27 protein-coding genes, 1 other RNA gene and 1 riboswitch are annotated in these 26,686 nt (G+C 55.2%); of the genes, 8 read left to right on the top strand and 20 right to left on the bottom strand.

What is annotated here, in order from left to right; all coding sequences use genetic code 11:
• Positions 1–120 precede the first annotated feature (120 nt).
• Both EJE49_RS00565 and cobC read left to right on the top strand, forming a co-directional pair.
• A complete protein-coding gene (locus EJE49_RS00565; RefSeq protein WP_124948461.1) occupies positions 121–870 on the top strand; it encodes an adenosylcobinamide-GDP ribazoletransferase in 750 nt (249 codons plus the stop codon).
• Positions 867–1,412, top strand: coding sequence for an alpha-ribazole phosphatase (cobC, locus tag EJE49_RS00570; RefSeq protein WP_124948462.1), 546 nt, complete (start codon positions 867–869; stop codon positions 1,410–1,412). The genes EJE49_RS00565 and cobC overlap by 4 nt, the downstream gene beginning before the upstream one ends.
• Before the next feature lie 70 nt (positions 1,413–1,482).
• Here cobC and EJE49_RS00575 read toward each other — a convergent pair whose 3' ends face one another.
• The 12 genes from EJE49_RS00575 to EJE49_RS00630 form a co-directional block, all read right to left on the bottom strand.
• A complete protein-coding gene (locus EJE49_RS00575; RefSeq protein ID WP_124948463.1) occupies positions 1,483–1,845 on the bottom strand; it encodes a type II toxin-antitoxin system PemK/MazF family toxin in 363 nt (120 codons plus the stop codon).
• Entirely contained in the window at positions 1,845–2,150 is a 306-nt protein-coding gene (locus tag EJE49_RS00580) for a ribbon-helix-helix protein, CopG family (protein WP_124948464.1), read from the bottom strand. The genes EJE49_RS00575 and EJE49_RS00580 overlap by 1 nt, the downstream gene beginning before the upstream one ends.
• Before the next feature lie 70 nt (positions 2,151–2,220).
• Complete coding sequence (gene cobU / locus EJE49_RS00585) at positions 2,221–2,739, bottom strand: bifunctional adenosylcobinamide kinase/adenosylcobinamide-phosphate guanylyltransferase (RefSeq protein ID WP_124948465.1); 519 nt, start codon at positions 2,737–2,739, stop codon at positions 2,221–2,223.
• Positions 2,736–4,181, bottom strand: a complete 1,446-nt coding sequence (locus tag EJE49_RS00590) for a cobyric acid synthase (RefSeq protein ID WP_124948466.1) — start codon at positions 4,179–4,181, stop codon at positions 2,736–2,738. Before EJE49_RS00590 ends, cobU begins: the two co-directional genes overlap by 4 nt.
• Positions 4,169–5,146 carry a threonine-phosphate decarboxylase CobD gene (cobD, locus tag EJE49_RS00595; protein WP_124948467.1) on the bottom strand — a complete coding sequence of 326 codons (978 nt, stop codon included), beginning with the start codon at positions 5,144–5,146 and terminating at the stop codon, positions 4,169–4,171. Before cobD ends, EJE49_RS00590 begins: the two co-directional genes overlap by 13 nt.
• Positions 5,139–6,053, bottom strand: a complete 915-nt coding sequence (cbiB, locus tag EJE49_RS00600) for an adenosylcobinamide-phosphate synthase CbiB (RefSeq protein WP_124948468.1) — start codon at positions 6,051–6,053, stop codon at positions 5,139–5,141. The genes cobD and cbiB overlap by 8 nt, the downstream gene beginning before the upstream one ends.
• Positions 6,050–6,703, bottom strand: coding sequence for a 5,6-dimethylbenzimidazole synthase (gene bluB, locus EJE49_RS00605; RefSeq protein WP_223246674.1), 654 nt, complete (start codon positions 6,701–6,703; stop codon positions 6,050–6,052). Before bluB ends, cbiB begins: the two co-directional genes overlap by 4 nt.
• Before the next feature lie 34 nt (positions 6,704–6,737).
• Positions 6,738–7,358, bottom strand: a complete 621-nt coding sequence (cobO, locus tag EJE49_RS00610; RefSeq protein ID WP_124948470.1) for a cob(I)yrinic acid a,c-diamide adenosyltransferase — start codon at positions 7,356–7,358, stop codon at positions 6,738–6,740.
• Positions 7,355–7,915 (bottom strand): hypothetical protein, encoded by a 561-nt coding sequence (locus EJE49_RS00615; RefSeq protein WP_124948471.1) that lies wholly within the window; start codon positions 7,913–7,915, stop codon positions 7,355–7,357. Before EJE49_RS00615 ends, cobO begins: the two co-directional genes overlap by 4 nt.
• A gap of 50 nt (positions 7,916–7,965) precedes the next feature.
• Positions 7,966–9,879, bottom strand: a complete 1,914-nt coding sequence (locus EJE49_RS00620; protein ID WP_124948472.1) for a TonB-dependent receptor plug domain-containing protein — start codon at positions 9,877–9,879, stop codon at positions 7,966–7,968.
• 159 nt (positions 9,880–10,038) lie between these two features.
• Positions 10,039–10,232: riboswitch (cobalamin riboswitch) on the bottom strand.
• Between the two features lie 23 nt (positions 10,233–10,255).
• Positions 10,256–10,783 (bottom strand): hypothetical protein, encoded by a 528-nt coding sequence (locus EJE49_RS00625; RefSeq protein WP_124948473.1) that lies wholly within the window; start codon positions 10,781–10,783, stop codon positions 10,256–10,258.
• A complete protein-coding gene (locus tag EJE49_RS00630) occupies positions 10,783–11,112 on the bottom strand; it encodes a hypothetical protein (RefSeq protein ID WP_124948474.1) in 330 nt (109 codons plus the stop codon). Before EJE49_RS00630 ends, EJE49_RS00625 begins: the two co-directional genes overlap by 1 nt.
• 74 nt (positions 11,113–11,186) lie before the next feature.
• On the opposite strand from EJE49_RS00630, the gene EJE49_RS00635 reads away from it, so the two are divergent.
• From EJE49_RS00635 to EJE49_RS00650, 4 genes are all read left to right on the top strand, one after another.
• Entirely contained in the window at positions 11,187–11,387 is a 201-nt protein-coding gene (locus EJE49_RS00635; RefSeq protein WP_124948475.1) for a coiled-coil domain-containing protein, read from the top strand.
• Positions 11,384–11,719 carry a cell division protein ZapA gene (locus tag EJE49_RS00640; protein WP_124948476.1) on the top strand — a complete coding sequence of 112 codons (336 nt, stop codon included), beginning with the start codon at positions 11,384–11,386 and terminating at the stop codon, positions 11,717–11,719. Before EJE49_RS00635 ends, EJE49_RS00640 begins: the two co-directional genes overlap by 4 nt.
• Before the next feature lie 11 nt (positions 11,720–11,730).
• Positions 11,731–11,908, top strand: a non-coding RNA gene (gene ssrS / locus EJE49_RS00645) — 6S RNA.
• 115 nt (positions 11,909–12,023) lie between these two features.
• Positions 12,024–12,614, top strand: coding sequence for a 5-formyltetrahydrofolate cyclo-ligase (locus tag EJE49_RS00650; RefSeq protein WP_124948477.1), 591 nt, complete (start codon positions 12,024–12,026; stop codon positions 12,612–12,614).
• Positions 12,615–12,996: 382 nt separating this feature from the next.
• On the opposite strand, the gene hemE is transcribed toward EJE49_RS00650, so the two are convergent.
• The 7 genes from hemE to EJE49_RS00685 form a co-directional block, all read right to left on the bottom strand.
• Complete coding sequence (gene hemE, locus EJE49_RS00655) at positions 12,997–14,061, bottom strand: uroporphyrinogen decarboxylase (RefSeq protein ID WP_124948478.1); 1,065 nt, start codon at positions 14,059–14,061, stop codon at positions 12,997–12,999.
• 70 nt (positions 14,062–14,131) lie between these two features.
• A complete protein-coding gene (locus EJE49_RS00660) occupies positions 14,132–15,535 on the bottom strand; it encodes a glutamate synthase small subunit GltD family protein (protein WP_124948479.1) in 1,404 nt (467 codons plus the stop codon).
• Positions 15,536–15,688: 153 nt separating this feature from the next.
• Positions 15,689–20,059, bottom strand: a complete 4,371-nt coding sequence (gene gltB / locus EJE49_RS00665; RefSeq protein WP_442267842.1) for a glutamate synthase large subunit — start codon at positions 20,057–20,059, stop codon at positions 15,689–15,691.
• A 266-nt stretch (positions 20,060–20,325) separates the two neighbouring features.
• Complete coding sequence (locus EJE49_RS00670; protein ID WP_124948481.1) at positions 20,326–21,108, bottom strand: ABC transporter permease; 783 nt, start codon at positions 21,106–21,108, stop codon at positions 20,326–20,328.
• Positions 21,105–22,019, bottom strand: coding sequence for an ATP-binding cassette domain-containing protein (locus EJE49_RS00675; protein ID WP_124948482.1), 915 nt, complete (start codon positions 22,017–22,019; stop codon positions 21,105–21,107). The genes EJE49_RS00670 and EJE49_RS00675 overlap by 4 nt, the downstream gene beginning before the upstream one ends.
• A complete protein-coding gene (locus EJE49_RS00680) occupies positions 22,007–22,612 on the bottom strand; it encodes an alpha/beta hydrolase (protein ID WP_124948483.1) in 606 nt (201 codons plus the stop codon). The genes EJE49_RS00675 and EJE49_RS00680 overlap by 13 nt, the downstream gene beginning before the upstream one ends.
• On the bottom strand, positions 22,609–22,920 hold the full coding sequence (locus tag EJE49_RS00685; RefSeq protein WP_124948484.1) for a (2Fe-2S) ferredoxin domain-containing protein: 312 nt from the start codon (positions 22,918–22,920) through the stop codon (positions 22,609–22,611). The genes EJE49_RS00680 and EJE49_RS00685 overlap by 4 nt, the downstream gene beginning before the upstream one ends.
• Positions 22,921–23,029: 109 nt before the next feature.
• Here EJE49_RS00685 and aroB point away from each other — a divergent pair, with 109 nt between their 5' ends.
• The gene (gene aroB / locus EJE49_RS00690) at positions 23,030–24,118 is read left to right on the top strand and encodes a 3-dehydroquinate synthase (protein WP_124948485.1); all 1,089 of its coding nucleotides are present in this window, start codon (positions 23,030–23,032) and stop codon (positions 24,116–24,118) included.
• Positions 24,102–25,238: a deoxyguanosinetriphosphate triphosphohydrolase gene (locus tag EJE49_RS00695; protein WP_124948486.1), complete on the top strand. Its 1,137-nt coding sequence runs from the start codon at positions 24,102–24,104 to the stop codon at positions 25,236–25,238. The genes aroB and EJE49_RS00695 overlap by 17 nt, the downstream gene beginning before the upstream one ends.
• A 55-nt stretch (positions 25,239–25,293) precedes the next feature.
• Here EJE49_RS00695 and EJE49_RS00700 read toward each other — a convergent pair whose 3' ends face one another.
• The gene (locus tag EJE49_RS00700) at positions 25,294–26,637 is read right to left on the bottom strand and encodes a hypothetical protein (protein ID WP_124948487.1); all 1,344 of its coding nucleotides are present in this window, start codon (positions 26,635–26,637) and stop codon (positions 25,294–25,296) included.
• Between the last annotated feature and the right edge of the window lie 49 nt (positions 26,638–26,686).

Raw genomic sequence — 26,686 nt, forward strand, 5'->3', positions numbered from 1 at the left:
GGCATGGCTTATTTGTTCCAGCGTGGCGAGTTATTCACCAATAACAGTCAAGCACCGCGTGATACGAACTGTTTTCGTGCCTTTTGTGTTGTTCGTGGACACGAAGCAGTTTAACCCGGCATGTTACTTAACCAGCTTCGTCTCATCCTTACTGCGCTAGCGTTTCTGACGCGCATCCCCATTCCCGCCTGGGTGGGTTATGCCGACACGCAGTTGAACCAGTCGGTACGTTATTTTCCGCTGATCGGCTTGTTGGTCGGCGCGATACTGGCGGGCGTGTATAGCCTGGCAATATTATTCTGGCCGTCAGCACTGGCGTTACTCTTGGCGCTGGCTGTTGGCTTTATGCTCACCGGCGCATTTCACGAAGACGGGCTGGCCGATTTTTACGATGGTGTCTACGGCGGAATGACCGTGGAACGCCGGCTGGAAATCATGAAGGATTCACGGGTCGGCACCTATGGTGTACTGGCCTTGCTGGCGGTGCTCGGGCTGAAATTCGCCGCCTTGCTGAGTGCGCCAACTGCATCTGTGCCGTTAATACTGATAGCCGGTCACGGCCTCAGCCGCGCCTTTGCCGTGAGTTTCATCTACACCCACGATTACGCCCGCAGCAGCGGCGGCAAAGTACAGGTAGTCGCACAGGGCTTGAGCCTGCCCGCGCTGGGTTTGGCGTTGCTAATTGGCCTGTTGCCACTGCTGTGGTTGCCAGTCAGTGTGCTGTGGCTATTGCTACCCTTGCTGCTGTTGCGCCTGTGGCTGGCGCGCACTCTCACCAGCAAGCTCGGCGGCTACACCGGCGATGCGCTGGGTGCTTCGCAACAATTGAGCGAAACCGTATTTTATCTGGGCGTTGTGGCTCTACTATGACTACCGAACTGATCCTGGTGCGGCATACCCGTGTCGCCGTAGCGGGTATGTGCTACGGGCGCATGGACGTGCCGCTGGCCGACAGCTTCGATGCAGAAGTCAGTCAGGTCAAAGCACAGTTGGCAGATGCGGGTGAGGCGGTGTATTTCACCAGCCCCGCGCAGCGCTGTCTGGCGCTGGCGCAACACCTCGCACCAAACGCGAAAATGGATGCGCGTGTCGCGGAAATGGATTTCGGTGCATGGGAAGGCATGGCCTGGGATGCCATCGGCGAACCTGCTATCAGTGCCTGGGCGAATGACTTTGTGAACCTGCAGCCCCCACAGGGCGAATCGTATCTACAGATGGCACAGCGCGTGAGTGCTTTTCTGGAAGATATGGCACAGCATGAACGTGTTGTGGTCGTTACCCATGCAGGGGTGATACGCGCCGCGCATGCCTTGTTAAATGCTATCCCGTTAGCAGATAGTTTTGCGTTTCAGCCGGAGTTTGGCGGGGTGTATCGGCACAAGTTGGGTTGGAGTCAAGTTGACTTGAATTAATTTGTTAGTTGTTTCACGGGTTCGAGCTGTGCAGCAAAAGATAAAAAACTCAGTCGGTATGAATATGTGCTTAATGAGCTGGTGAAAGGTATTGTGCTAAGCCGCAGGTAGCGAGGAAGAGTCGTTCAATTGCGATCATTTCTTCATCGGTCACACTGGCGAGTGGGGTATCATTAAAACGGCTGCGATCCAGTGCGCGCATTTGCTCCGGCATGACATAGCAGGATTTCAGCAAACGTCCGCGTGAGGGTATCTCGACTCGTAAACCGCCCAGATTTTTAAACAGTTTGCTGGTCAGGGGTATGCACAGTATGGGGCTCATCCCGGTAGCCAGTAATTCGTTATTGAGCAAAATCAGTACCGGGCGGACTTTTCCGGCTTCCGCCCCGGTATTGGGATTCAATCGCGCCAGCCAGATTTCGCCGCGTCGCATTATTTCCACCACTGTTCAGGTTCTGGATCACCGGGCTTGTAGCCTTCCGCATGATCAAGTGCTTCGTTATCCAGTGGCTGGAACTCCTCCGCAATGGCAATACTTTCTGCGCGTGCTTCGGCATTTGTTGCCAAGAATCGGGCTGCCTTAACCATCTCGGCCATCATGCGTTCCTGTGCCTGTTCACGCAGATATTTCTCCAGCGCGGTACGGGCCAGATCGGAACGGTTCTGATGGGTCTGCGCTGCCAACGCAGTTAATTGCTGGTCGAGGCTATCGGGCAGACGTATATTCAAAGTAGCCATGTTAGCTCCTGTGTAATGCGGTGTGTGTCACATTGTAATACATTAATCAACGTATTTTCAAATACACGCTTTATGCTTGTGGAACCTTCAACGCCAGCGGCAACCCCGCCGCCACCAGCGTCACCCGCTCACATACCCCCGCCACTGCCTGATTCAGCCAGCCCGCTTCATCAACAAAGCGGCGGGTGAGTTCGCCCATGGGGATGATGCCCATGCCTACTTCGTTGCTGACTAGTAGTATGGTGCCGGGCAGGGTGGGGAGCACAGCCAGCAGGGCGTCGCGTTGCTGTTGCAGCTGGTCGGGTGTCTGGCATAGCAGGTTGGTGAGCCAGAGGGTGAGGCAGTCAACGATGAGGCAGTGGCCGTCCTGAGCATGGCTTTGCAGTGCTGCGGCCAGATCGAGTGGTGCTTCGATTACTTGCCAGTGGGCGGGACGATTGGCCTGGTGGTGGGCGATACGCTGCGCCATTTCCTCGTCTTGTGCCTGGGCGGTGACGATGACGCTGACAGTTTGCTGGCTGGTTATTGCCAGTTGTTCGGCATAGCGGCTTTTGCCGGAGCGGGCGCCGCCGAGGATGAGGTGGGTCATAGCTTGAGCATGGCTTTCAATTTTGAGGTGTCCAGATGCTGTTCGACATTGTCGGCGAGTATGTCCAGACTGGCTTCATAGAGCGCATCCAGGTCAGGGCTGGCAGCCTGTTGCAGTCCGGCCCATGCCAGCAGTGCGTCGCAGCTGGCGGGCATGTCGAAAATGCCGTGGACATAAGTGGCGAGTACCTGCCCATCGGGCGAGATGGCGCCGTCGGGTTTGCCGTCCAGCCATGCCGCGGGATGTTGCAGTGCTGTCCCCTGGCTGATGCCGGCGTGGATTTCATAGCCGGCAATGGCTGCATGGTTGAGGCTGAGCATGCCGCTGACATTGCGTAGCTGTTTGTGCGCTGCCAGCGTAGTTTCCAGTTCCAGCAGACCCAGTCCGGCGCTGCTGCCGGCTTCACCTTCTATGCCCAGCGGGTCGTGGATGGCAGTGCCCAGCATTTGCAGTCCGCCGCAGATGCCGATGAGTTTGCCACCGTAGCGCAGGTGTCTGGCGATGGCGCTGTCCCAGCCTTGCTGTTTGAGCCAGGCGATATCGGTGCGCACCGACTTCGAGCCGGGCAGGATGATGAGGTCGGCAGGGGGCGGCGGACTGTGCGGCGCGATGAATTGCAGATTGACCTGCGGATTGAGGCGCAGCGCATCAAAATCGGTGTGATTGCTGATGTGCGGCAGGGCGGGAACGATGATGTTAAAGCGTCCCTGTGGCTGGCTGGCCTCACGCGGCAGCGCATCTTCCGCCTCCAGATGAAGGCCGAGCAAATACGGCAGTACGCCGAGTACCGGTTTGCCAGTTTCGGCTTCCAGCCAGTCCAGACCGGGCTGCAATAAACTCAAATCGCCTCGGAAACGGTTGATGACAAAACCTTTGACCCGCGCCTGTTCCGATGCGGACAGCAATGCCAGCGTGCCGACCAGATGGGCGAACACGCCGCCGCGATCGATGTCGGCAATCAGGATCACCGGGCAATCCACGGCTTCGGCAAAGCCCATGTTGGCAATGTCACCTTCGCGCAGGTTGATTTCAGCGGGGCTGCCCGCGCCTTCCACGATAACGGCTTGATATTGGGCGCTCAGGCGCTGGTACGAAGCCAGCACGGCTGTACGCGCAGTGCTTTTGTAGGCGTGATAATCCAGGGCTTCCATGTTGCCGATGCTGTGGCCGTGAATGATGACCTGCGCGCCGGTATCGGAGCTGGGCTTGAGCAGCACGGGGTTCATGTCGGTATGCGGGGGCAGGCCACAGGCGCGGGCTTGCGCGGCCTGGGCGCGACCGATCTCACCGCCGTCTGCGGTGACGGCGCTGTTCAAGGCCATATTTTGCGGCTTGAACGGGGCAACGGCGACACCCTGGCGGTGTAGCCAGCGGCATAGCGCGGCAACCAGGGTGCTCTTGCCGGCGTCGGAGGTGGTGCCTTGTACCATTAGCGTTGCCATGTGCTTAATCCTTGTTGCAGATGCTGCCACTCAGCCTCTGTAGCAGGCAGACCAATACGCAGGCTGACGGGTTCGGTAAAAAGGCGCGTCAATATGCCGCATTGTGCGAGATGCTGGTATAACGCGGCGGCATGCGGGGTAATGAGCCAGTGAAATAACGCTGTGCGGCCGTGCACGGCGAGTTCATGCTGTTGCAGCAGGCTAGCCATTCGTTCTGTTGATTGCTTGAGCTGAGCTCGGCTGTATGCCTGCCAGTCACTGTCTTGCAACGCCTGAGTGGCAAGCCAGCGGGCGGGGTGGGCTATGGTCCACGGACCAAGCTCGGCTTGCAGACGCTGCAGGAACTCGGCCTGCGCCATGACAAAGCCGACGCGTGCACCCGCCAGCCCAAAGAACTTGCCCAGCGAGCGCATGACGATAAGCCCGCTGCGGTCGGTATAAGGCGTCAGGCTGTGCATGGGGTCGGCGTCAATATAGGCTTCATCCACGATCAGCCAGCCACCGCGCGCGGCCAGCTGGCTGTGCCAGTCGAGCAACTGGGCGCTGTCATAACGGGTCCCGGTCGGGTTGTTTGGATGGATAAGCAGCAATACGTCGATGTCGTCTAGTTGCATGGCATCGGCGGTCATGGGGACAACAGTATGGCCGGCTTTTTCCCACGCGTGTGCATGCTCGGCATAGCTTGGGAAAAACATGCCCACCCGGCCAGGGGTGCGCAGTGCCGGCAAGGCTTGCAATGCCGCTTGCGAACCGGCCACTGGCAAAATATGGGGGGCTTGGTAATAGTGTTGCGCGGCGACCAGCAGGCCGTCGTCGTCTTCTGGCAGGCGCTGCCACAGATGGGGCGGGATCGGAGGCACAGGCCAGCCATCGGGATTGATGCCGGTGGATAAATCCAGCCAGCTTTCCACGGCGATGCCCCACTCGCTGGCGGCAAGGCGCAGGCGACCGCCATGCTCAAGCATGCCACAGCCCCATTGCCGCATGGAGTGCCAGCCAAAGCCACACCCCTTTGTTTATCAGTGTTAGTGCACGATCAATGTCGGCTGCTACAGGCGCAGACCCAGCGCCGAGTTGAGGGCGAATTTCTTCTTGTCCGTGATAGACCGCCGCGCCGCCCAGTTGTACGTCCAAAGCCCCGGCGCCAGCTGCCATGACTGGGCCAGCGTTGGGGCTGTCCCATTGCGGGGCCTGCTGGCGCCAGCAGGCAAGAGCTTGCCGTGTTTTGCCGAACAGGGCGTAGGTCAGCGCCGTCAAGCGGGCGGGGGGGTAGTTTAGGGCATCATCCAGCCGGGCGGCGGCCCAGCCAAAGGCATAAAAACGCGGGGTTTTGTAGCCCCACATGGCATCCAGCGTGTTGACCAGCCGATACGCCAGCGCACCGGGTGCACCGGCGAGGGCAAACCAGAACAGGGTGGCAAACACAGCATCGTTGCCGTTTTCCAGCACGGTTTCAACCGCTGCCTTGGCAATGTCGGTTTCATCCAGCGTGGTGGTGTCGCGGCTGACAACGCGGGCCAACTGCGCACGTGCTGTGGGCAAATCCTGTGCATTGAGCGCAGTAGCAATGGGGCGGGTGTGTGCGGCCAGGCTGTGCAAACCCAGGGTGAAATAGAGAATCAGCACGCTGAACAGGCTGCCGTAAAGGGGCAGCTCCGCCAGGAGATATGCCAGATACACTAAGGGTGTCACTGCCAGCAACAGTGCCAGAATACCCAGCAGACGATTGAAAAACAGTGGCTGTTGCCGGTTCAGTCGCGCTTCCAGGTGATTCGCCAGTCGGCCAAAGCCGATCAGCGGATGCCAGCGGCGCGTCTCACCCAGCAAAACATCCAGCAGTACGCCTAGCGGCATCAGCCAGTCGCCGATCATGGCGTTTTGTTTCCCCAATTGTTTTCAAACAGCATATTGTCCAGCGCACGACGCGTGTCCCAGCCTTCCAGTTCCAGCATGGGGGCGGGATAAAATTCTGCAACATGGCCCAGGCACAAAATGGCAACCGGTTTTCCGCCTGCGGGTATAGCTAGCAATCGCGCCAGCGCATCAGGGTCGAACAAGGATACCCAGCCCAAACCCAATCCCTCTGCCCTCGCGGCTAGCCACATATTTTGTATCGCACAGGCGACTGAGGCCAGATCCATTTCCGGCAGGGTGCGACGGCCGAATACATAACGCTCGCGGCTATCCATCAGTGCAGCGACCAGCAGTTCGCCGCAATCGAGGATCCCTTCGACTTTGAGGCGCATGAATTCATGCTGACGTTCGCCGAGTGCTTCGGCTGTGCGCATACGTTCGGTTTCGGCCAGTGCATGGATGCTGCGACGCAGTTCCGGCTGGGTGATGCGAATGAACCGCCAGGGTTGCATCAGCCCGACGCTGGGTGCTTGATGCGCGGCTGCAAGCAGGCGGTGCAAGGTGGCGGTATCGATCGGGTCAGGCAGAAAATGACGCATGTCGCGCCGCTCGCGAATAACGCGGTATACGGTGTCGCGTTCACCCGAACTATATGGCGCTGCGCTCAAAATATGGCCGTGGTGACGAGGCCGCCCGATGAGTTCATAAATCGATGCCGCGTTGGGCTTTGACTCCGGCGCGGTAGGCGTGCTTTTCATCGGCGATGATGGAGACGGTGTCAGCCAGCTCGATCAGCGCATCCATTGCGCCGCGGCCGGTGACGATGACGTGCTGCATGGCGGGGCGGCTGGCGATGGCGTCGAGTACCAGGTCGTTGTCCAGATAGCCGTAGGAGAGCAGGTAGGTGAGCTCGTCGAACACCAGCAGGTCGAAACTGGGGTCATTAAGCATGCGCGTAGCGACCGCCCAGCCGCGTTCGGCGGTGGCAATGTCTTGTTCGCGATTCTGGGTATCCCAGGTGAAACCGTCGCCCAGCACATGCCATTCGACATTGGGCTGTGCGCCGAAGAAGGCTTCTTCGCCGGTGTCGGTGCGGCTTTTGATGAACTGGCACACGCCTATCTTCATGCCGTAGCCCAGCGCGCGCCCCATGGTGCCGAAGGCCGAGGTGCTTTTGCCTTTGCCGTTGCCGGTAATGACGATGAGCAGGCCGCGCTCGTCGGTGGCACTGGCGATGGCGGCATCAATGATGGCCTTTTTGCGGGCCATGCGTGTGGTGTGGCGGGCGTTCTTTTCGGCGGTTTGTTCCGGGGTCAGGCTCATGCTGGGGTGTTTTCCTGTAAAGGGGCTAGCAGCAAATGTACGATGGCCGCGAGACCAAGGTACAGGGTAAATGATGACAGCATGGTGGGGAAATATTCGAAGAAACGCGGCACAAATTCAACAAGCGTAGGGTGAGCAAAACGGCCGGAAAAGAAAAAGAATCCACCGCTGGAAAGTAGCTCTGCAGTTACTGCGCCAGTTAGTACCGAACCAGCCAGCCAGGGTAAGGTGGCAAGACGCATGCTATGGTGCGCGGCGTAGATGCGACCGGCACCGAATAATGCGCCATAGGCGGGAACCAACAGCCAGTAAGCAGGGGATACACAAAAATCGGATACGCCGAATTGGGTAATGGCGACATAGTCGATGCCCATCGCGGCGATGATCAGGGCGGGTGCGATCCACAGCGGGCGCAGATATACGCCGACCAGAAAGAAGATCGCCCAGGACGCATCCGGTAAGGCATGCAGGGTGGCCCAGTGATGGCTGCGGGTGAGGGCCATAATCAGGGTGAGGATGAGGCCGATGTTGAGTTGCTGGCGGGGGGTGAGGTGCATGGTGTGCTCCTGAGCATGGAGGGATGGCTGCATCCCTCCGGTTAAACCAGTTAGAAACTGGCCTTTAAGCCGACTCGGTAATTACGGGTGAAATTAACCGGATATATGGCATTGTCGTATATCCACAAACCGTTGCTGTGTGCGAACACATTATCAACCGCCAGGCTGGCTTCATAATTTTTGTAGCGATAATTATAAGCGAGATTGGTGGACTGCATAGCTTCCTGTTTCTGGGTAAAACTGTTGGCAAAATCATTCGCCGCATACGCGCTGCTGCGCCACATGTGGGTCAGGTTAAACGTGCTGCGTTCGCTCCAGTGGTAGTTCAGGCCCAGATTGATACCGTGCCGCGGTACGCCAGGCAAGTCTTTGCCATTGTAGGCACCGCCGCCGTCATTTTCCTGATCGATAATCGCCCGCGTGTAAGTGTAGCGCGTACTCAGGCTGATCTGGGTTGTGGCGCGCCAGGTGTCCTGTAATTCCAAACCATATTTGTGCGACTGGTCGATGTTGGTGTTGGTCCAGGTGCCCGGATTGTAGTAAATCTCGTTTTTCAGATTGGCGCGGAATATGGCCAGTTTCAGCTTATGCGTACCGGCAATGTGATTAAGCCCAACCGTAATGGTTTTGACTGTTTCCGGGGTGATAAAGGCATTGAAAGTGCCGCCGTAATTAAAGAACCGGTCAATGTCAGGTGCCTGGAAAGCCTGATTGTAGTTGGCGAATGCCGAGGTTTGCGTATTGAAACGGTAATTGCTGCCGATATCCCAGGCATTAAGTTGCTGGCTGTTGTGCAGGGCGGTGCCGCTGGTGGGTACATAGTCGTATTCGACTTTTTCATGGCGCGCGCCCAGCGATAACGTGAGTTGATCCAGGCGGTATTCAGCCTGAGCAAAGTAGCCCAGATTGTTCTTGCTGGTGCTGTCGCTACTACCGATGCGGGTACCGTTGAAGCGTTGCACACCCGCACTCAGTTTCAGCCGGTCGCTATTGTGAGTAATGGCAACGTCGTCAGTGGTGTAATCGTAGTTGGCCAGATACGGGTAGGGAGAGATGTAATTTGACAGCTTGTTTTCCTGATTGTGGCTGGCGCTGACTTTGGTCTGGCTGGTGATATCCCAGGCCGCCCCCAGACGCCACTGATCGCTGGTGAAGCTTTGATGAGTGTAGGTATTGCCGCCATTCTGGGCGGGGTCAGCCTGATATTGCGCCAGGGTCAGGGGGCCGACATAACGCGTGTCGACGCGCGAGGTTGATCCATCAAGATTAAGCCACAGCCCATCCAGCGGACGGAATTTGATCTGGCCGCGCTGTGTGTCCATGGAGGAGGCGTCGCGGTGTCCGGTGATATCCGGGTTGCTGGTGCCATCCTGGTTTTGTGAATCGCTGCTGGCGGACAGACCGAAATTTTCTTTGGATAAGCCGGCGCTGATATTGCCATTGAGTTGCCCATGATTGCCAGCAGATGCGGCAATTGATACACCTTGATAAGGTTTGGTGTAAATCTGTATGCTGCCTGCGGTCGCGCCATCGCCGAACATCACTGAACCGCTGCCCGGGGTGATTTCAATGCGATCGATGCTGGCCAGCGGGATGCTGCCGAGTAGTTGCGGCTGACCGTCAATGTTGTTGAGGCGTTGCCCGTCGAGGGTGATAACGATGTTCTGGTAACCGCTACTCAGGCCATAACCGCGCATATCCATGAGTGGGGTGAATTTGTTGCCATAGGACGGCATGATATTGAGCGAGGTGTGTTGCGCCAGATAATCGACCAGCGTGGCTGCGCCAGAGTCTTTGATCATCGCCTGGGTGTGCACTTCCGAAGCATAGGGTGCAGCGATGTCGGTAGTTGGTGTGCGCGTCGCAGTGACAATAACGTCATCCAGTACATAGCTGGGGGTGTCGGCGTGGGCGTAAGTTGTGACGGCAAGCGCAATGGCGCTTAGGGTGTATCTTGATTGCATGTTGATTCCTGAAATAAACGCAAGCTCCCCGCTTGCGGTGGATCATGATTGATCCGCTCTATAAAGCAGCTAAATGAAACAGCGGGGAGTTAAATCAGTCAGTGAGTCTTCATGCGGCAGGCGCGGTGAGGATGCACGTCATCATTGCCTCCCCGCAATGTTTCGGTTCATTATCAGGCCGGTATCCGGGCTCGCAAGACTTGAGGTGTCGCCTTCCCATGCTGTAACAGCACAGTGGCTAAATGACACATCCACACTTGCTTACCGTTGCGGGGGCAGCACTGGTGTTACACCAGTTTCCCGTTTAACTGCACTGTTGAATACAGTGCAGCACCTGACAAAGTAGGTGAATTATAGCGAACTTGAGCTGCTACGGCTATTCCTTGATCACAACGCGAATATAGAAGCCGCAGGGCTGGCCTGGTGTGGGGTTAGCAGGTACGGCATCAAATGGGTAGGCGCCAGCCCCCAGCCCGTATTGATCGGCGCTGCATAATGCGGCGATCTCAGTCGTTGGCTGGGCAGCGATCGGGAATAGGCGTATGCCCACTGCACCATCGCGGTCACGGGCGGCATCGATGTACATTTGCCGAGTGACTTCCTGGGTGAGGACGGTGAGTAATTTGACCAATGCTTCCAGTTCGGCATTCAAGCCTTGAGCGATGAACTGCTGAGCCAGTGCACGGGGGCCGGTCTGGATGAACAGCGGATCGGACAGGGCGGTGTAGAGCAGAGCCTGTGTGGCAGCGTCTTGCGGTAGCGCCGGTGCGCCAGCCAGATGACGGGCGATGAGTTGCGGGGTCACCGGCACCTGATCCACGCGTTGTTCCGGGGGTACCCCTGCCGTGACCACGCTGCCTTTAGGCGCCCAGCGGGATTTGATGTAGTCGAGCAAGTAGGCCATTAAAATAACTCGATGCGCGCTTGGTAACGGAACACCACTAGGCGATACAAATTATCGCCGACTTGTACGTGCGTGGATTCGCGTCGATCCAGACTGATGGTGTCACCGCCGTTGGCGGACATGGTGCGAAAGCCAAACACGTCGTTTTCCAGCAAGCTGTTCAGAATATCCTGACACTCTGTTGGATCGAGTTTTTCGCCTGTGTTATCAACGAGTTCGCAGGTTTTGCCACGTGCATTTACTACGGTGTAATGCACGGCATCTTCACGCAGCGGGTTGTTTTCATCAAAATTTGCATTCGGGTCAACAAATTGACTGATATTATCCATATACTTAGCATTTACCTTCAAATAGTGACGATGAGTCATTGACGCAACTGAATTTTTCCAATTATAGTACAGCTATGGAATCTCAAATAAATTCGCTCGAAATCAAGATGCGCCAAATGCTGGAATTGTGCCAGAGTTTGCGTGCAGAGAATCAAAAACTACGCCAGCAGCTTGCGGTGGCCAACGACCATAACAAGCAACTCGGCGAACGGGTGATTTACGCCCGCACACGCATGGAGTCGCTATTGGCCAAGATTCCAGGAGCCGAGTTATGAGTCGCGATAACAAAGGCATGGATATTAACATTCTTGGCCGCGAATTTCGCGTGGCCTGTCCGGAATCCGAGCAGGAAGCTCTGTTGAGTGCTGCCCAGTATCTGGATCAGAAAATGCGTGAAATCCGCGAGCAGGGCAAAGTGATCGGCGTGGAGCGCATAGCGGTGATGGCTGCGCTCAATATCGCGTTCGAGCTGCAAAATCGGCCTAAGCAAAATGGCGTTGACATCAGTGCGATGGAGCGTAGAATCGAATCCATGGAAGCGATGATAGATGATGCGCTCCGGCCTCAGGAAACTTTGTTCGATCTGCCTGATTCCTTATCATCCTGACCTGTCCGCAATGCTCCCTGCGGTGTGCGTTCAGATTGCGAATTCTTTGAACCAATAAATTTGCACTGGTTGCAGCTATTGATTAGTGCTGGTGTGCGCGTTACTTGCTAATGTGCCTGAAGCACTTGCGCTGTGACCACTTGAACCCTAGGTTCAAGATAGCGGTCAGACGGCATCTGCGGGGAGCTCCCCCTCTTAGGGAGTTCAGTATAATTTTTAACGCGGTATGTGTTTGCTATCAAGCGATAAGATTTTATGCTCAACCATGTAATACGACGCCGCTTGTTTACGCAAAGGCGCTCAAATGAATAAATCCCAATTACGCAGTCAGTTGCAGCGCCGTCGACGCGCTGTCACTCCGCCTCAACGTGTGCAGGCGGCACGTCAGCTTGTGCGCCATGCGTTGCGTGCGGGGCTGCTGCAACGTTATCAGCATGTTGGGCTGTATCTGCCACACGGTGCTGAAATCAATACCATGCCACTGTTAAACCGAGTGCTGAGTTTAGGCAAGCACACGTATTTACCCATGCTGCCTTTTGGTCGGGGCAAGAAACTCTGGTTTAATCGTCTGGAAGCTGGCAATCGCTGGATCTACAATCGTTTCGGTATCCCGGAGACGCACGGTAAAAAATCGGTACGTGCACAGCAACTGGATGTGGTGTTCATGCCGCTGGTTGGTTACGATGATTTTGGTTATCGTATTGGTATGGGCGGTGGATATTATGACGCCAGTCTGGAATTTCTTCTGCGGCGGTGCCGTTGGCGTCGGCCTTATCTCATCGGCGTGGCGTTTTCCTGTCAGCATGTTCCGGGCAAGTTACCGCATGACCCTTGGGATATTCCGCTTAATGCCATTTTAACCGAACAGGGTTTGCATCGATTCGGCCGTAATTAAACAATATTATCTTTTACTTATGCACAACTAAGGTGCGATAGATAGAATTATTTAATGCCGTGATCAAGGTTTTATCAATAAATATTAAGTATATGATTTTTATGATAAAAGTTTGTTGCAAATTTTTTAATCGAATTAGCAAAAGTCTTTACGGGTTGAGGGTTTAGCGTTTTATTTGCTAATTACCCACAAAGTTATCCACAGCTTATGTGGATAAGAAAAAAGCCTTGTTAGATGAAGGGATTAGCAGGCTATTGTAGAAACCACGCTAACTAAATTGGCTAAGTGATGATGCTGCGTTTGGGTAGCTTTTGGTGCAATGCACCATAAAGTTTCGGGGGCTGAGATGGGGGCAGCCTGCTGTACAGACCGCCCGCAGGTGTTAGCGGTGGTAAGCGGGACTCAGGCTGTGTACAGCTTCTACCAGCGCGGCTGCATTTTCCGGTGGTGCGAATTGCGAGATACCATGGCCAAGATTGAACACATGGCCGTGGCCCTGACCATAACTGGCCAGGACTTTGGCAACTTCTTTATGTACGGTTTCCGGGTCGGTAAGCAGTATGGATGGATCCAGGTTGCCTTGTAGCGCAACCTTGTCCCCCACGCGCTGGCGTGCTGCACCGATGTCTATGCTCCAGTCCAGTCCCAGTGCATCACAGCCGGTTGCAGCCATGGTTTCCAGCCAGTTACCACCACCTTTGGTGAAGATGACCACAGGTACATCCACACCGTCCTGTTTACGCTTGAGACCGGCAATGATTTCCTGCATGTATTGCAGCGAGAACTCATGGTATGCCGCATGGGACAATGCGCCACCCCAAGTATCAAATATCATGACTGCCTGCGCGCCAGCTTCAATCTGGGCATTCAGGTAGTCTGTAACGGCACGGGCGTTGGTAGCGAGGATGTGATGCAGCAAATCCGGACGCTGATACAGCATTTTCTTGGTGATAGCAAAATCGGTCCCGCCTTCACCCTCTATCATGTAGCAAGCCAGGGTAAACGGGCTACCAGAGAAGCCAATCAGCGGTACGCTGTTATCCAGAGCGCGGCGGATCTGGCTGACAGCATCAATCACATAACCTAAATGCTCATGTGGGTCGGGTGCAGTGAGTGCCCGGATTTCCCATTCTTCGCGCAGTGGACGCTCGAATTTCGGGCCCTCTCCTTGCGCAAAGTACAAACCCAGGCCCATCGCATCCGGAATGGTGAGAATGTCAGAAAACAGTATGGCAGCATCCAGTGGAAAGCGTGCCAGTGGTTGCAGCGTGACTTCGGTTGCCAGATCCGGGTTCCTGCACAATGACAGAAAATCGCCAGCACGGGCGCGGGTCTGATTGTATTCCGGCAAATAACGGCCAGCCTGGCGCATCATCCACACTGGGGTGTAGTCGGTGGGCTGGCGCATTAAGGCGCGAAGGAAAGTATCGTTTCTTAGTTTTGACATGGTCATCTAGCGCAAGTAATAAGAGATGGGGTAAGTGGCGACTTACCCCGTGTGAATGCAGAAGCCGGTATTACCAGACGCCGAGGTAGGCAAGTATGCCCTCGGCAGCTTCACGACCTTCAAATACAGCAGTGACTACCAGGTCGGAGCCCCGCACCATATCGCCGCCGGCGAACACTTTAGGATTCGCCGTCTGGAATTTGTGCTGGCTACCTTTGGCAATGACACGACCACCTTGATCTGTGGTCACGCCGATGTCAGCGAACCACGGTGCCGGACTCGGACGGAAACCGAAAGCAACAATGACGCGGTCAGCCGGGATAATTTCTTCCGAGCCCGCCACGACTACCGGTGTTCTGCGGCCACGCGCGTCCGGTGCGCCGAGTTCAGTAGTGACCAGCTTGACGCCTTCCACTTTGCCATTGCCGACGATTTCAACCGGTTGGCGGTTCCACAGGAACTTGACGCCTTCTTCTTTGGCATTAGTCACTTCACGCTTGGAGCCAGGCATGTTCTCTTCGTCACGACGGTACGCGCAGGTCACGGAAGCAGCGTTCTGGCGTATGCTGGTGCGGTTGCAATCCATTGCTGTATCGCCGCCGCCCAGCACAACTACGCGTTGGCCTTCCATGGAGGTGTACACATCTTCCGGTTTTTCCAGATCAAGACAGTGCTTAACGTTGGAAATCAGGTACGGTAAAGCTTCCAGTACGCCTGGCAGGTCTTCGCCGGGGAAGCCGCCCTTCATGTAAGTATAGGTACCCATGCCCATGAACACCGCATCGTATTCACTCATCAGTTGTTGCATTTGGGCATGATCGACTTCGATGCCCAAACGGAACTCTACGCCCATCTCTTCCAGTAGCTCACGGCGACGGCGCATGACCCACTTTTCCATTTTGAACTCCGGAATACCGAAGGTGAGTAGACCGCCGATTTCTTCGTAGCGATCAAATACCACCGGAGTGACGCCGTTCCGTACCAGGATGTCGGCGCAACCCAGGCCAGCTGGCCCGGCACCGATAATGGCAACACGTTTGGTGGTTGCGACAACCTGACTCATGTCAGGACGCCAGCCAGCTTTGAAGGCTTCTTCGGAAATGTATTTTTCGATCTGGCCTATGGTTACCGCACTAAAGCCATCGTTAAGTGTGCATGAACCTTCGCATAACCGGTCCTGAGGGCACACGCGGCCACAGACTTCCGGCAACGAATTGGTCTGATGGGATAATTCCGCGGCCTCGAACAGCTTGCCTTCGTTAACCAGTTTCAGCCAGCTCGGGATATAGTTGTGAACCGGGCATTTCCATTCGCAATACGGATTGCCGCATGACAGGCAGCGACCAGATTGTTCGGTAGCCTGGGTTGCATCCATGGGCGCATAGATTTCTTTATATTCCATGCGGCGCACTTCAGCAGCTGTTTTCGCGCCGTCCTGGCGCGGGATGTTCATAAATTGAAATACGTCAGACATAGTATTCACCTAAACCAAATTATTTCATGGACGCATGTTGCGTCGTTTGCACAAGCCTGCGGTTATGACTTTCGACTGCCGCAATCAGATGCTTTTGCAATCTGATTGCGATCTCGACGAGTCTCCGTGATGTGTTGGCTTGCTCGAGTAAGTTTAATCTTTCAACAAGCTATCCAGGGTTACAGCTTTAGGTTTTACCAACCAGAACTGTGCCACAACTTCGCTCAGGTTTTCCAGCATCCAGCGCGCACGTGCGCTGTTGGTGTGCTTGGCATGCGCTTCGATACGCTGCTTGAGGAAGTGGCGATATTCAACCGTAGGTTCTGTGTGGATGCGCTGAATATCAATGAGCTCATTGTTGTAACGATTGGCAAAGTCACCTTTGGCATCGTAAATCAGTGCAAAACCGCCGGTCATGCCTGCGCCGAAGTTGATGCCCGTCTCGCCCAGCACGACCACGCAACCACCGGTCATGTATTCGCAGCAGTGATCGCCTGCGCCTTCAATAACGGCGTAAGCGCCCGAGTTACGCACCGCAAAGCGTTCGCCAGCCAGACCCGCAGCAAACAGTTCACCACCGGTCGCGCCATACAGGCAGGTGTTACCGATAATCACGGCTTCATGCGAGGCAAAGCCGGAATGAGCTGGTGGCTGAATCGCAATGAGACCGCCCGACATGCCTTTACCCACATAGTCGTTAGCGTCGCCAGAGAGCAGCAGTTGCAAGCCATTATGGTTCCATACGCCAAAGCTCTGGCCAGCCGAGCCTTGTAGCTTGATAGTCAAGCAACCCGCCGGCAAGCCTTCAGCGCCATGTGCGCGGGCAATTTCGCCGGACAGGCGTGCGCCGATGGAACGGTTGACGTTACGCACCGCATATTCCAGCGTGGCCGGGATTTTGCTCTGGATGCAGTCATGCGCATCCTTGACCATTTGCTCGGCCAGCTCGCCCTTGTCGAACGAAGGGTTAGAAGCTTCGATGCAGAAACGTGGCTCGCTATCCGGGATGCTGCCCTGGCTGAGCAGGGTTTGCAGATTCAGGCGGCCCTGACGTGCAGTATCGCCCTGATTGAGCTTGAGCAGGTCGATGCGGCCAATCAGTTCTTCGATACTGCGTATACCCAGCTTGGCCATCCATTCGCGGGTTTCCATGGCAACGAAAGTGAAGAAATTCACGACCATGTCCGGCAAACCGATGAAATGCTGTTTGCGTAAGCGCTCATCCTGTGTCGCCACACCTGTGGCGCAGTTGTTAAGGTGGCAGATACGCAAGTATTTGCAACCCAGCGCGATCATAGGCGCGGTGCCGAAGCCAAAGCTTTCGGCGCCGAGGATCGCGGCCTTGATTACGTCATAGCCGGTTTTCAAACCACCGTCTGCCTGGACGCGAACGCGACCACGCAAGCCGTTAGCACGTAAAACTTGTTGTGCCTCAGTCAGGCCCAGCTCCCATGGCGTGCCAGCATATTTCACACTGGTAAGCGGTGATGCGCCAGTACCACCATCGTAACCGGAGATGGTGATCAGATCAGCATAGGCCTTGGCTACACCAGCAGCTACCGTGCCTACGCCAGGTTCGGCTACCAGTTTGACGGATACCAATGCCTTAGGGTTAACCTGCTTCAAGTCGAAAATCAATTGAGCCAGATCTTCGATGGAATAAATGTCATGGTGCGGCGGTGGCGAAATCAGCGAAATGCCAGGCTTGGCGCAACGCAGACGGGCAATCATTTCCGATACTTTATGCCCTGGCAATTGTCCGCCTTCACCCGGCTTGGCGCCTTGTGAAATCTTGATCTGCAACACTTCGGCATTAACCAGATAATGCGCGGTGACACCAAAACGCCCAGATGCGACCTGTTTGATCTTGGACATTTTCATGGTGCCATAACGCACTGGATCTTCGCCGCCTTCACCGGAGTTAGAGCGGCCGCCAATACGGTTCATGCCTTCAGCCAAAGCTTCATGTGCTTCAGGTGATAATGCACCCAGCGACATTCCGGCGGAATCGAAGCGCTTGAGGATGGCTTGGATGGATTCCACTTCATCGATAGAGATAGGCTGTGCATCTTCGCTCAAGCCCATCAGGTCACGTAACATCGCGACCTGGCGGCCATTCACCAGATCAGCGTATTCTTTGTACAGCGCATAATCACCAGTTTGCACAGCTTTCTGCAATTGGGTGACGACGTCAGGGTTGTAGGCGTGGAACTCTTCACCGAAGATAAATTTCAGCAAGCCGCCCTGGCCAATAGGGCGCATAGGATTAAAGGCAGCGCGTGCCAGTTGTTTCTGGTCTTCCTCGAAATCGGTAAAGTTGGCACCGGAAATGCGGGAAACCGTACCTTTCAGGCTCAGGTCAATGACTTCTTCATGTATGCCGACGGCTTCGAACAATTGCGCGCCGCGATAGCTGGCAATGGTAGAGATACCCATTTTTGACAGCACTTTGAGCAGGCCTTTGTCAGTACCTTTGCGGTAATTAGCCAGGGCTTTTTCCGGTTTGAGTTTGACTTCATCCTTGTCCACCATTTCCAGAATGGCCTGGTAAGCCAGGTAAGGATAGACTGCGGTTGCGCCATAGCCGATCAGGCATGCGATCTGATGCGGGTCACGTGCGCTGGCGGTTTCGGCAATAATATTGCAGTCGCAACGCAAGCCCGCGCTGATCAGCGCATGGTGCACTGCACCCACGGCGAATAGCGAGTGGATAGGCAGCATGGCTTTGCCTATGCCGCGATCCGATAGCACGATGATGACGTTACCGGCTTTTACTGCGGCAACCGCTTCAGCGGTGAGCTTTTCCAATGCCGCCTGCAGGGTGGTCTCTGCCGGGTGATAACTCAGTTTCAGGTGAGTGGAACGGTAAGCCGGGTCAGTCAGTGTGGTCAGGTGCGTGAACGCATCATTTGACAGCACAGGTGACGGCACTTCCAGGCGATGCGCATGCTCAGGCGTTTGCTCGAATAAGTTGCGTTCAGGGCCGAAACAAGTGTTCAGCGACATCACCACCGCTTCACGGATAGGATCAATCGGTGGATTGGTGACCTGCGCAAACTGCTGGCGCATGTAATCAAATGGCGAGCGCACTTTTTGTGACAGTACGGCCATAGGCGTGTCATCACCCATGGAACCGATAGCTTCCTGACCGTCTTCAGCCAGCACGCGCAGTACCTGATCACGTTCTTCAAAGCTTACGCCGAACAGTTTCTGGTAGATGGACAGGCTGGGCGCATCCATGCGTGCCAGTTTGGCATCCTGTTCCATGCCCAATTCCAGGCGCTGCGATTGCTTGAGCCATTCGCGATAAGGGTGGGCCGATTTGAGTTCGGCTTCGATGTCAGCCGGCAACAGTATTTTTCCGGTGTGCAGGTCAGCTGCGATCATCTGACCGGGCTTGATCCGGCCTTTTTGTACCACGTCTTCCGGCGCGTAATTCCATACGCCGATTTCGGAAGCGATGGTGAAATGGCGGTCCTTGGTAACGACATAACGGGCTGGACGCAGACCGTTACGGTCGAGCAGGCAGGCGCCGTAGCGGCCATCAGTCAGTACCACGCCTGCAGGGCCGTCCCATGGTTCCATGTGCATGGAGTTGTATTCGTAGAAGGCGCGTAAATCGGCATCCATTTCCGGTACATTTTGCCATGCTGGCGGAATCAGCATGCGTAAGCTGCGGAACAGCCCAGCACCGCCCATGACCAAGCCTTCCAGCATGTTGTCCATGCTGTAGGAGTCTGAGCCATTGCGCGAAACGATAGGGCGGACATCGTCCATGTTCGGCAGCAGCGGAGTGGCAAATTTGCGCTCGCGTGCCAGTGACCAGTTGCGGTTGCCTTGTACTGTGTTGATCTCGCCGTTATGAGCGAGGTAGCGGAACGGCTGCGCCAGACGCCATTCCGGCCAGGTGTTGGTAGAGAAACGCTGGTGATAAACGGCCAGTGACGAAGCAAAGCGTTCGTCGCTTAAATCTTTGAAGAAAATCGGCAATGCATCCGGCATCACCAGACCTTTGTACAGCACGACATTGCCAGACAAGGTTGGAATGTAGAAGGCTTTGTCGCCAGCCAGGGCTTTTTCTGTCAGACGGCGCGCGATGTAGAGCTTGCGCTCGAAGACTTCGGCATCCATTTCTGCAGGGCAATTGACGAATACTTGTTCGAAATGCGGTAACGTCGCCAGTGCATATTTGCCGCAGACAGACGCATCCACCGGTAGCAGGCGATAGCCGGCGACTTCCAGGCCTTGGGCAGTCAATTCGCGGGTGAGTGTGTCACGGGCGATGGTGGCAAGACCCGTGTCCTGATTCAGGAACACCAGGCCGGCTGCGTAATGCGCATGCAGCGTAAAACCGCATTCTGCGGCAACGGCACGCAAAAATGCATCGGGTTTCTTGAATAATAAACCACAGCCGTCACCTGATTTGCCGTCTGCCGCAACGGCACCGCGGTGAGTCAGGCATGCCAACGATGAAATCGCCGTTTGCACCAGCCAGTGGCTCGGCTGGTCGTCCAGCTGGGCCATCAGGCCGAAACCACAACTATCTTGTTCAAAATCGGGGCGGTAAAGAGTCCCCTGCAACCAGCTCTGTCTGTCCATTGGTAGCGATATAAAAGTTAAAACGAAATGTCCTCGATTCTACCTCGATCAGCCGGTATCAGGCAATGCTAATATGATTTTTTGCTATGAATTCATGCTATTCCTGTAGGATAAACACTATTTTTGACTCGTTTACATGGCTTTAATCGGTTTGAAAAAATGTCGCAGCGGAGTAATTGATATGTTCGGAGTTATTTCAATATCCTGCGTCGTGTCAGTCCAACTGCCAGCCAGTAGCTGACGCCGGCCCAGGCCAGCATGGCGGCCACGTGAGCCATGATTGCGGTGGGGGCATGGCCGAGTATCAGTGGCCGCACCAGATCTATGGCGTGGGATAGCGGCAGCACGGCCGCTACATTCTGCAGAATTTCGGGCATGCGCTCCACCGGGTAGAACACGCCGCATAGCAATACCATCGGGGTAATGACCAGGGTGAAGTAGTACATGAAAAAATCATAGCTGGGGGACACGGCAGTCATTACCAGCCCCATCGCGGAGAAGGTGAGTCCGATGAGCACGACCACCGGGATCACCCACAGGCTGAGCACCCAGTTGGCTTGCAAGCCCAGCGCCCAGATCACGGCCAGAATGGCGAGCCCGGACAGCAAGCTTTTCGATGCGCCCCAGGTCAGTTCGGCCAGCATTACATCATCCAGCGTTAGCGGCGCATTGAGGATGGCTTCCCAGGTCTTTTGCACGTGCATGCGCGAGAAACCGGAGTACAGTACTTCGAATGTCGCACTGTTCATAGTGGAATAGCAGATCGTGCCTGCCGCGAGGAATGTCATGTAGCTGGCACCGCCCACTTGCGGGATCAGGCTGCCCAGGCCATAGCCAAAGCCGAGCATGTAGAACATGGGGTCGGCCAGGTTGCCAAGTATGCTGGAGCCGGCGAGTTTTTTCCACACAAGGAAATTGCGCCGCCACACCGGGATGAAGCGCCATGAAAACTGAGGGTGACTAAAATAGCTCATGCGTCGCGTAACTCACGTCCGGTAAATTTCAGAAATACGTCTTCCAGATTGGAGGGGCGCTGCACATAGCGCAACTCGCATTGTCCGCGTAATTGTTCGATAAGCGCGTTGCAGTTATGGGTATAGCAGAACAGCGTTTCACCGGTAATTTCGTGGCGAGTACACCAGGTGGCACCGTGCTGATTTGCCCACTCATCGACCGTTTCACCATAAATTTCGACAACATTTGGCTCAATTTCGGCAGCAATCATATCGCGTGGATTGCCCGCAGCAATGACCTTGCCGTGATCCAGTATCACCAGGTTGTCGCACAGTCGTTCGGCTTCTTCCATGAAATGGGTGGTAAGCAATATGGTTTTGCCCTGATGTATCAGCCGGCGCAGACCTTGCCAGATGACGTGGCGGGCTTGCGGGTCGAGTCCGGTGGTGGGTTCGTCGAGCAGGATCAGTTCAGGGTCGTTGACCAGCGCGCGCGCCAGAGTGAGGCGACGTTTCATGCCGCCGGACAGGGTGGTGATTTTGGTGTCGGCTTTACTGGTCAGACCGGCAAATTCCAGCAATCCGGGTATGCGGCTGCTGATCAGCGCATCGGACAAACCAAAGTAGCGTCCGTAAATCAGCAGGTTTTCCGCGACGCTGAAATCCGGGTCGAGATTATCCATTTGCGGTACCACGCCAATACGCGCGCGTGCCTGCCGTGCATGCAGCGGGATGGTTTCATCAAATATGCTGATTTCGCCAGTGTCCGGTGCAATCAGGCCCAGTAACATTTTGAGCGTGGTGGTTTTGCCCGCTCCATTCGGACCGAGTAAGCCAAAACATTCGCCACGTTTGATATCCAGATCCAGTCCACGTACTACTTCTGTATTGCCGTAGCGCTTGGCTAAGTTCCGTACTTTTATGATAGGCATGCTGTCAGTGCTACGGCTTTGAGTTCAGCCAGTTTGCCATGGAAAAAGTGTCCGGCGTCAGCGATGGGTTTGAATACAATATCATGCAGTTGCGCCCAGTCTTGCGCGTCGGAAAAGGGCACAACCTCGTCGTCGACACCGTGGATAATGGTGGTGTTGGCAGGTACCGCTCCGAAATCATACAGATTAACGGCCGGGCCTATCAATATCAGCTTACTCACCGGGATTTGTTGCGCAACGCGATGTTGCACGTAACCGCCAAAGGAAAACCCGGCGAGAATGATGGGTAATGCAGTGTCGTAATGACTGCGCACGAAGGCGATGACCGCCAGCATGTCTTCGGTCTCACCATTACCACCGGTATATTCGCCATCGCTGCTGCCTACCCCGCGAAAATTGGGACGTACGGCCACATAGCCCTGATCATGGCAAAGCTGAGCGATGCTCTGCACCACTTTGTTGTCCATGGTGCCGCCGTGCAGTGGGTGCGGATGGGCGATGAAGGCCAGGCCACGACGGTTATCACCGGGGTCGTTGACCAGCGTTTCAATATGGCCGATGGCGGATTTGATGCGTAATTTGGAGCGTTTCATTTTAAAAGCAGGCGTTCGACGACGCGCCCGTGTTGCAAATGCTCTTCGATAATTTCGTCAATATCCTGTTCATCGATAAAGGTGTACCAGACTTCTTCGGGATACACCACCAGCAAGGGGCCTTCGCTACATCTGTCCATGCACCCGGCGCTGTTGATCCGGCATTTGCCCTCGCCATTCATATCCAGCGCCTTGATTTTTTTCTTGGCGTAATCGCGCATGGCCTGGCCGCCGGATGCGCCGCAGCATTTTGCGCCGTCATCGCGCTGATTGGTGCAAAAAAATACATGGTGTTTGAAGTAACTCATTGCGTTGCCTTAACGTAAATCCAGCCTGTAGTTTAGCATTAGCTGCCCAATTCCTTCTACTTGCTGGGTATAATTGGGCTATCCAATTTAATCAAAGCTATTATTAAAGATGCAAACCTTAACTGTTGCCCTGGGTAACCGCAGCTACCCTATCCATATCGGCATGGATCTGCTCAAACAAGCCGAACTGATTGTCTCCCATTTGCCGCAGAAGCGCGTGGCGGTGATTACCAATACTACGGTGGCACCATTGTATCTGGCGACACTGACTGCTGGACTGGAAGCGCATGGCGTAGAAGTCTTGCCTATCATCTTGCCCGATGGCGAACAATACAAAACCTGGGAAACCCTGAACAGCATCTTCGATGCGCTGTTGACGCATCGTTGTGAACGCAAGACCACCTTGATTGCACTGGGTGGCGGCGTGATCGGCGACCTGACCGGGTTTGCGGCAGCGAGTTATTTGCGTGGCGTGCCGTTCATCCAGATACCTACGACTTTGCTGGCGCAGGTGGATTCTTCCGTGGGCGGCAAGACCGGCATCAATCACCCGCTGGGTAAAAACATGATAGGCGCGTTCTACCAGCCGCAACTGGTGCTGGCGGATACGCGTACCCTGGCGACGCTGCCGGCGCGCGAATTGTCTGCCGGGCTGGCGGAAGTGATCAAATACGGGTTGATTTATGATGCGGCGTTCTTTGACTGGCTGGAAGCCAATATTGACAAGCTGCGCGCGCTGGATGAAACCAGTATTGCCTATGCGGTTTACCGTTCGTGTGAAATCAAGGCGGAAGTGGTGGCCCAGGATGAGCGTGAATCCGGCTTGCGTGCATTGCTGAATCTGGGGCATACCTTTGGTCATGCCATTGAATCGGGCATGGGTTATGGTAACTGGCTGCATGGCGAGGCGGTGGCGGCGGGGACGGTGCTGGCAGCGGATGTGTCGCAGCGCATGGGACTGATGACCGCTGCGGAAGTGGAACGGACGCGTGAGCTGTATCGCCGCGCCGGTTTGCCGGATACCGCGCCGGATCTTGGCGCAGCGAAATACATGGATTACATGGGGCTGGACAAGAAAGTCGAAGGCGGGCGCATCCGCTTTGTGCTGTTGCGCGGCATCGGCTCGGCATTTGTCAGTGCGGAGGTGCCCGAAGCTGACCTCACAGCGGCGTTGACCCATTATGTTCACGCCATTTAATCTGGCGGCTTATGCCGCAACTGATGCGCAGTCGCGCGGACGGCACCATGCCGAACCGTCTGCCACCACCCGTGGCGAATTTCAGCGCGACCGCGACCGCATCATTCATTCCGGCGCATTCCGCCGCCTGGAATATAAAACCCAGGTATTTGTGAATCACGAGGGTGATCTGTTCCGTACCCGTTTGACGCATAGTCTGGAAGTTGCCCAGATCGGCCGCTCTATTGCCCGGGTGCTGGGGCTGAACGAGGATCTGGTGGAAGCGATTTCGCTGGCGCATGACCTTGGACACACGCCGTTCGGCCATGCCGGACAGGATGCGCTGAACGCGTGCATGAAAGATTATGGTGGTTTTGAGCATAATCTGCAGAGCCTGCGCGTGGTCGACAAGCTGGAACAGCGTTATGCTGAATTCGATGGGCTGAACCTGTGTTTTGAAACGCGCGAGGGCATACTCAAACACTGCTCGCTGGATAATGCGCGCCAGCTCGGCGATGTCGGTGAACGCTTTCTGCACAAGCAGCAGCCCACACTGGAGGCGCAAGTAGCCAATCTGGCCGATGAAATTGCCTATAACAACCATGACGTTGACGATGGTCTGCGTTCCGGTCTGATTACGCTGGCGCAACTGGAGCAAGTGGAGCTATTTGCGACGCATCTGGCGCAGGTGCGCGAGCGTTATCCGCAATTGAGCGAGCGGCGTACCATCCACGAAACCGTGCGGCGCATGATAAACACGCTGGTGGTGGATTTGATCGCACAGAGTCAGACAGCCATTCAGGCGGCCGGAGTGAAGCACCCTGATGACGTACGTGCCGCACCGCAACTGATAGCATTCAGTCCGGCACTGGCTGCACAGAATCAGGCGCTCAAGCAGTTTTTGCGCAAACATCTGTACCGGCATTATCGCGTGGTACGCATGACCACGAAAGCGGCCCGGGTTGTGACCGAGTTGTTTGATGCCTTTTTGACGACGCCTGCGTTGTTACCGATAGAGCATCAGCCATTGCCACATAATGATGCGCCACGGATGATAGCGGATTATATTGCGGGCATGACCGACAGGTATGCGATGCGTGAGTATCGGCGCTTGTTTGCGATTGAGGATGTGCTGATTTAATGCTGGAGGATTTGCCCGGCAGCAGCAAGTGCTGTCGGGCAAGGATTGCAGTTGATTAGAATATGTGTGTCATTTGCAGACTGATACGATTGCCCAGGTTATCAGCAATAGCTAATGCGTTTGCACGAGCTGAGTTTGTTGTACTGATTGCTAGAGGATTGGCCACTTCCGCACTACGAATTTCGTAGGTCATGGTGAAGTGGGTGGATTTGCTTAATAAATACTCACCACCAATGGTAATAGTCTTAAAGTTGCGCTGGTTCGCTGCTTGTTCAGCATTGGTCAGACGATGATACACGTCATATTTCAGATTGGCGCGCCATTGTGGAAGGAATTTGTAACCACCTTCCAGATACCAGCCATCCGCTTTGTTGTAATCCTGCAGGGCTATTGTGTCATTTGGCGCAGGCGTGTTGGCGCCAGAAATATCATTGAATGGTGGATTAGGCCCATTGTAAATCATGCCTGCGCCGCGCATGGCCTCGCCTGAGAAACGCAAATTGTCTTTCAAATATTTAAAGCCCAGTCCTTCACGCATACGGTTGTAATCGGAGCCATTGAAAGTGCGCTTACCTTCCTGATGCCAGATGAAGGCATTGACGTCCTGACGTGCAGGACCAGCACCGTTGAAAATGTAGGAAACCTGCAGTCTGCCGGTGAAGTCCTTGTGATGATTGTTATCGGTGATGAAATTGATATTGTTGCCGTTGGATACCATCGCGGCATAACCAAATTCCCAGCGATTATGGCGGAAGGTATTGAATGCCTCTACGCCGATGTCGCGGAAGCCGCTTAAGCTACCCATCACATTGCCAATAGCCAGTCCGGCGGGTGCTGTGCCGGCTTTCGCCGTCATGTCGCGCTCATTCAACAAGCCATCGGTGACGCTGGTGAAGTTGATGTAGTTATAATCGACGTGCACCGGGGACAGCGCTTCCTCTCCCGTAGGCAGTTTGAACAGACCGGCCCGCAGGTGCATGCCTGGAATGTAGCTGAATGTCATGGAGGCATCGCTGAGTACCACGCTCTGGTCACGGGTGACGCCGTTACGACCGGCTTCCAGCAGTAGGAAATAGTTGATACGATCATCCACCGGTTTCAGTTTGCCACGCATACCGAGGCGAGCGCGGAACAGTTGTATGTTCGAGGTGTGTTCCAGATCTGGGCCGACTAGGTTAGGAATTTGCTGTTGGCCGTTATAGCCTGAAATTGAGCCACCCAATCCTGTGACTGGTTTAGAGTCGATGTAGGTATAGGTAGGTTGCAAGAAGCCCCAGATTTTGTACGCTTCAGCATTGGCAGGCTCCAGTCCCTGTACCGACATCCAGTCGGCAGCATGGCTGACGTTAGTAATGGCCAAGCCGGAAATGAGTGCAAGTGGCAGTGCGAATCTCTTCATTAGTGTTTCCCCTGTATAAATTATTGCTGGTGTTGTTAAACGCATGGAA

The organism is Sulfuriferula thiophila (assembly GCF_003864975.1).
In the GTDB taxonomy this organism is placed as follows: Bacteria; Pseudomonadota; Gammaproteobacteria; order Burkholderiales; family Sulfuriferulaceae; genus Sulfuriferula; species Sulfuriferula thiophila.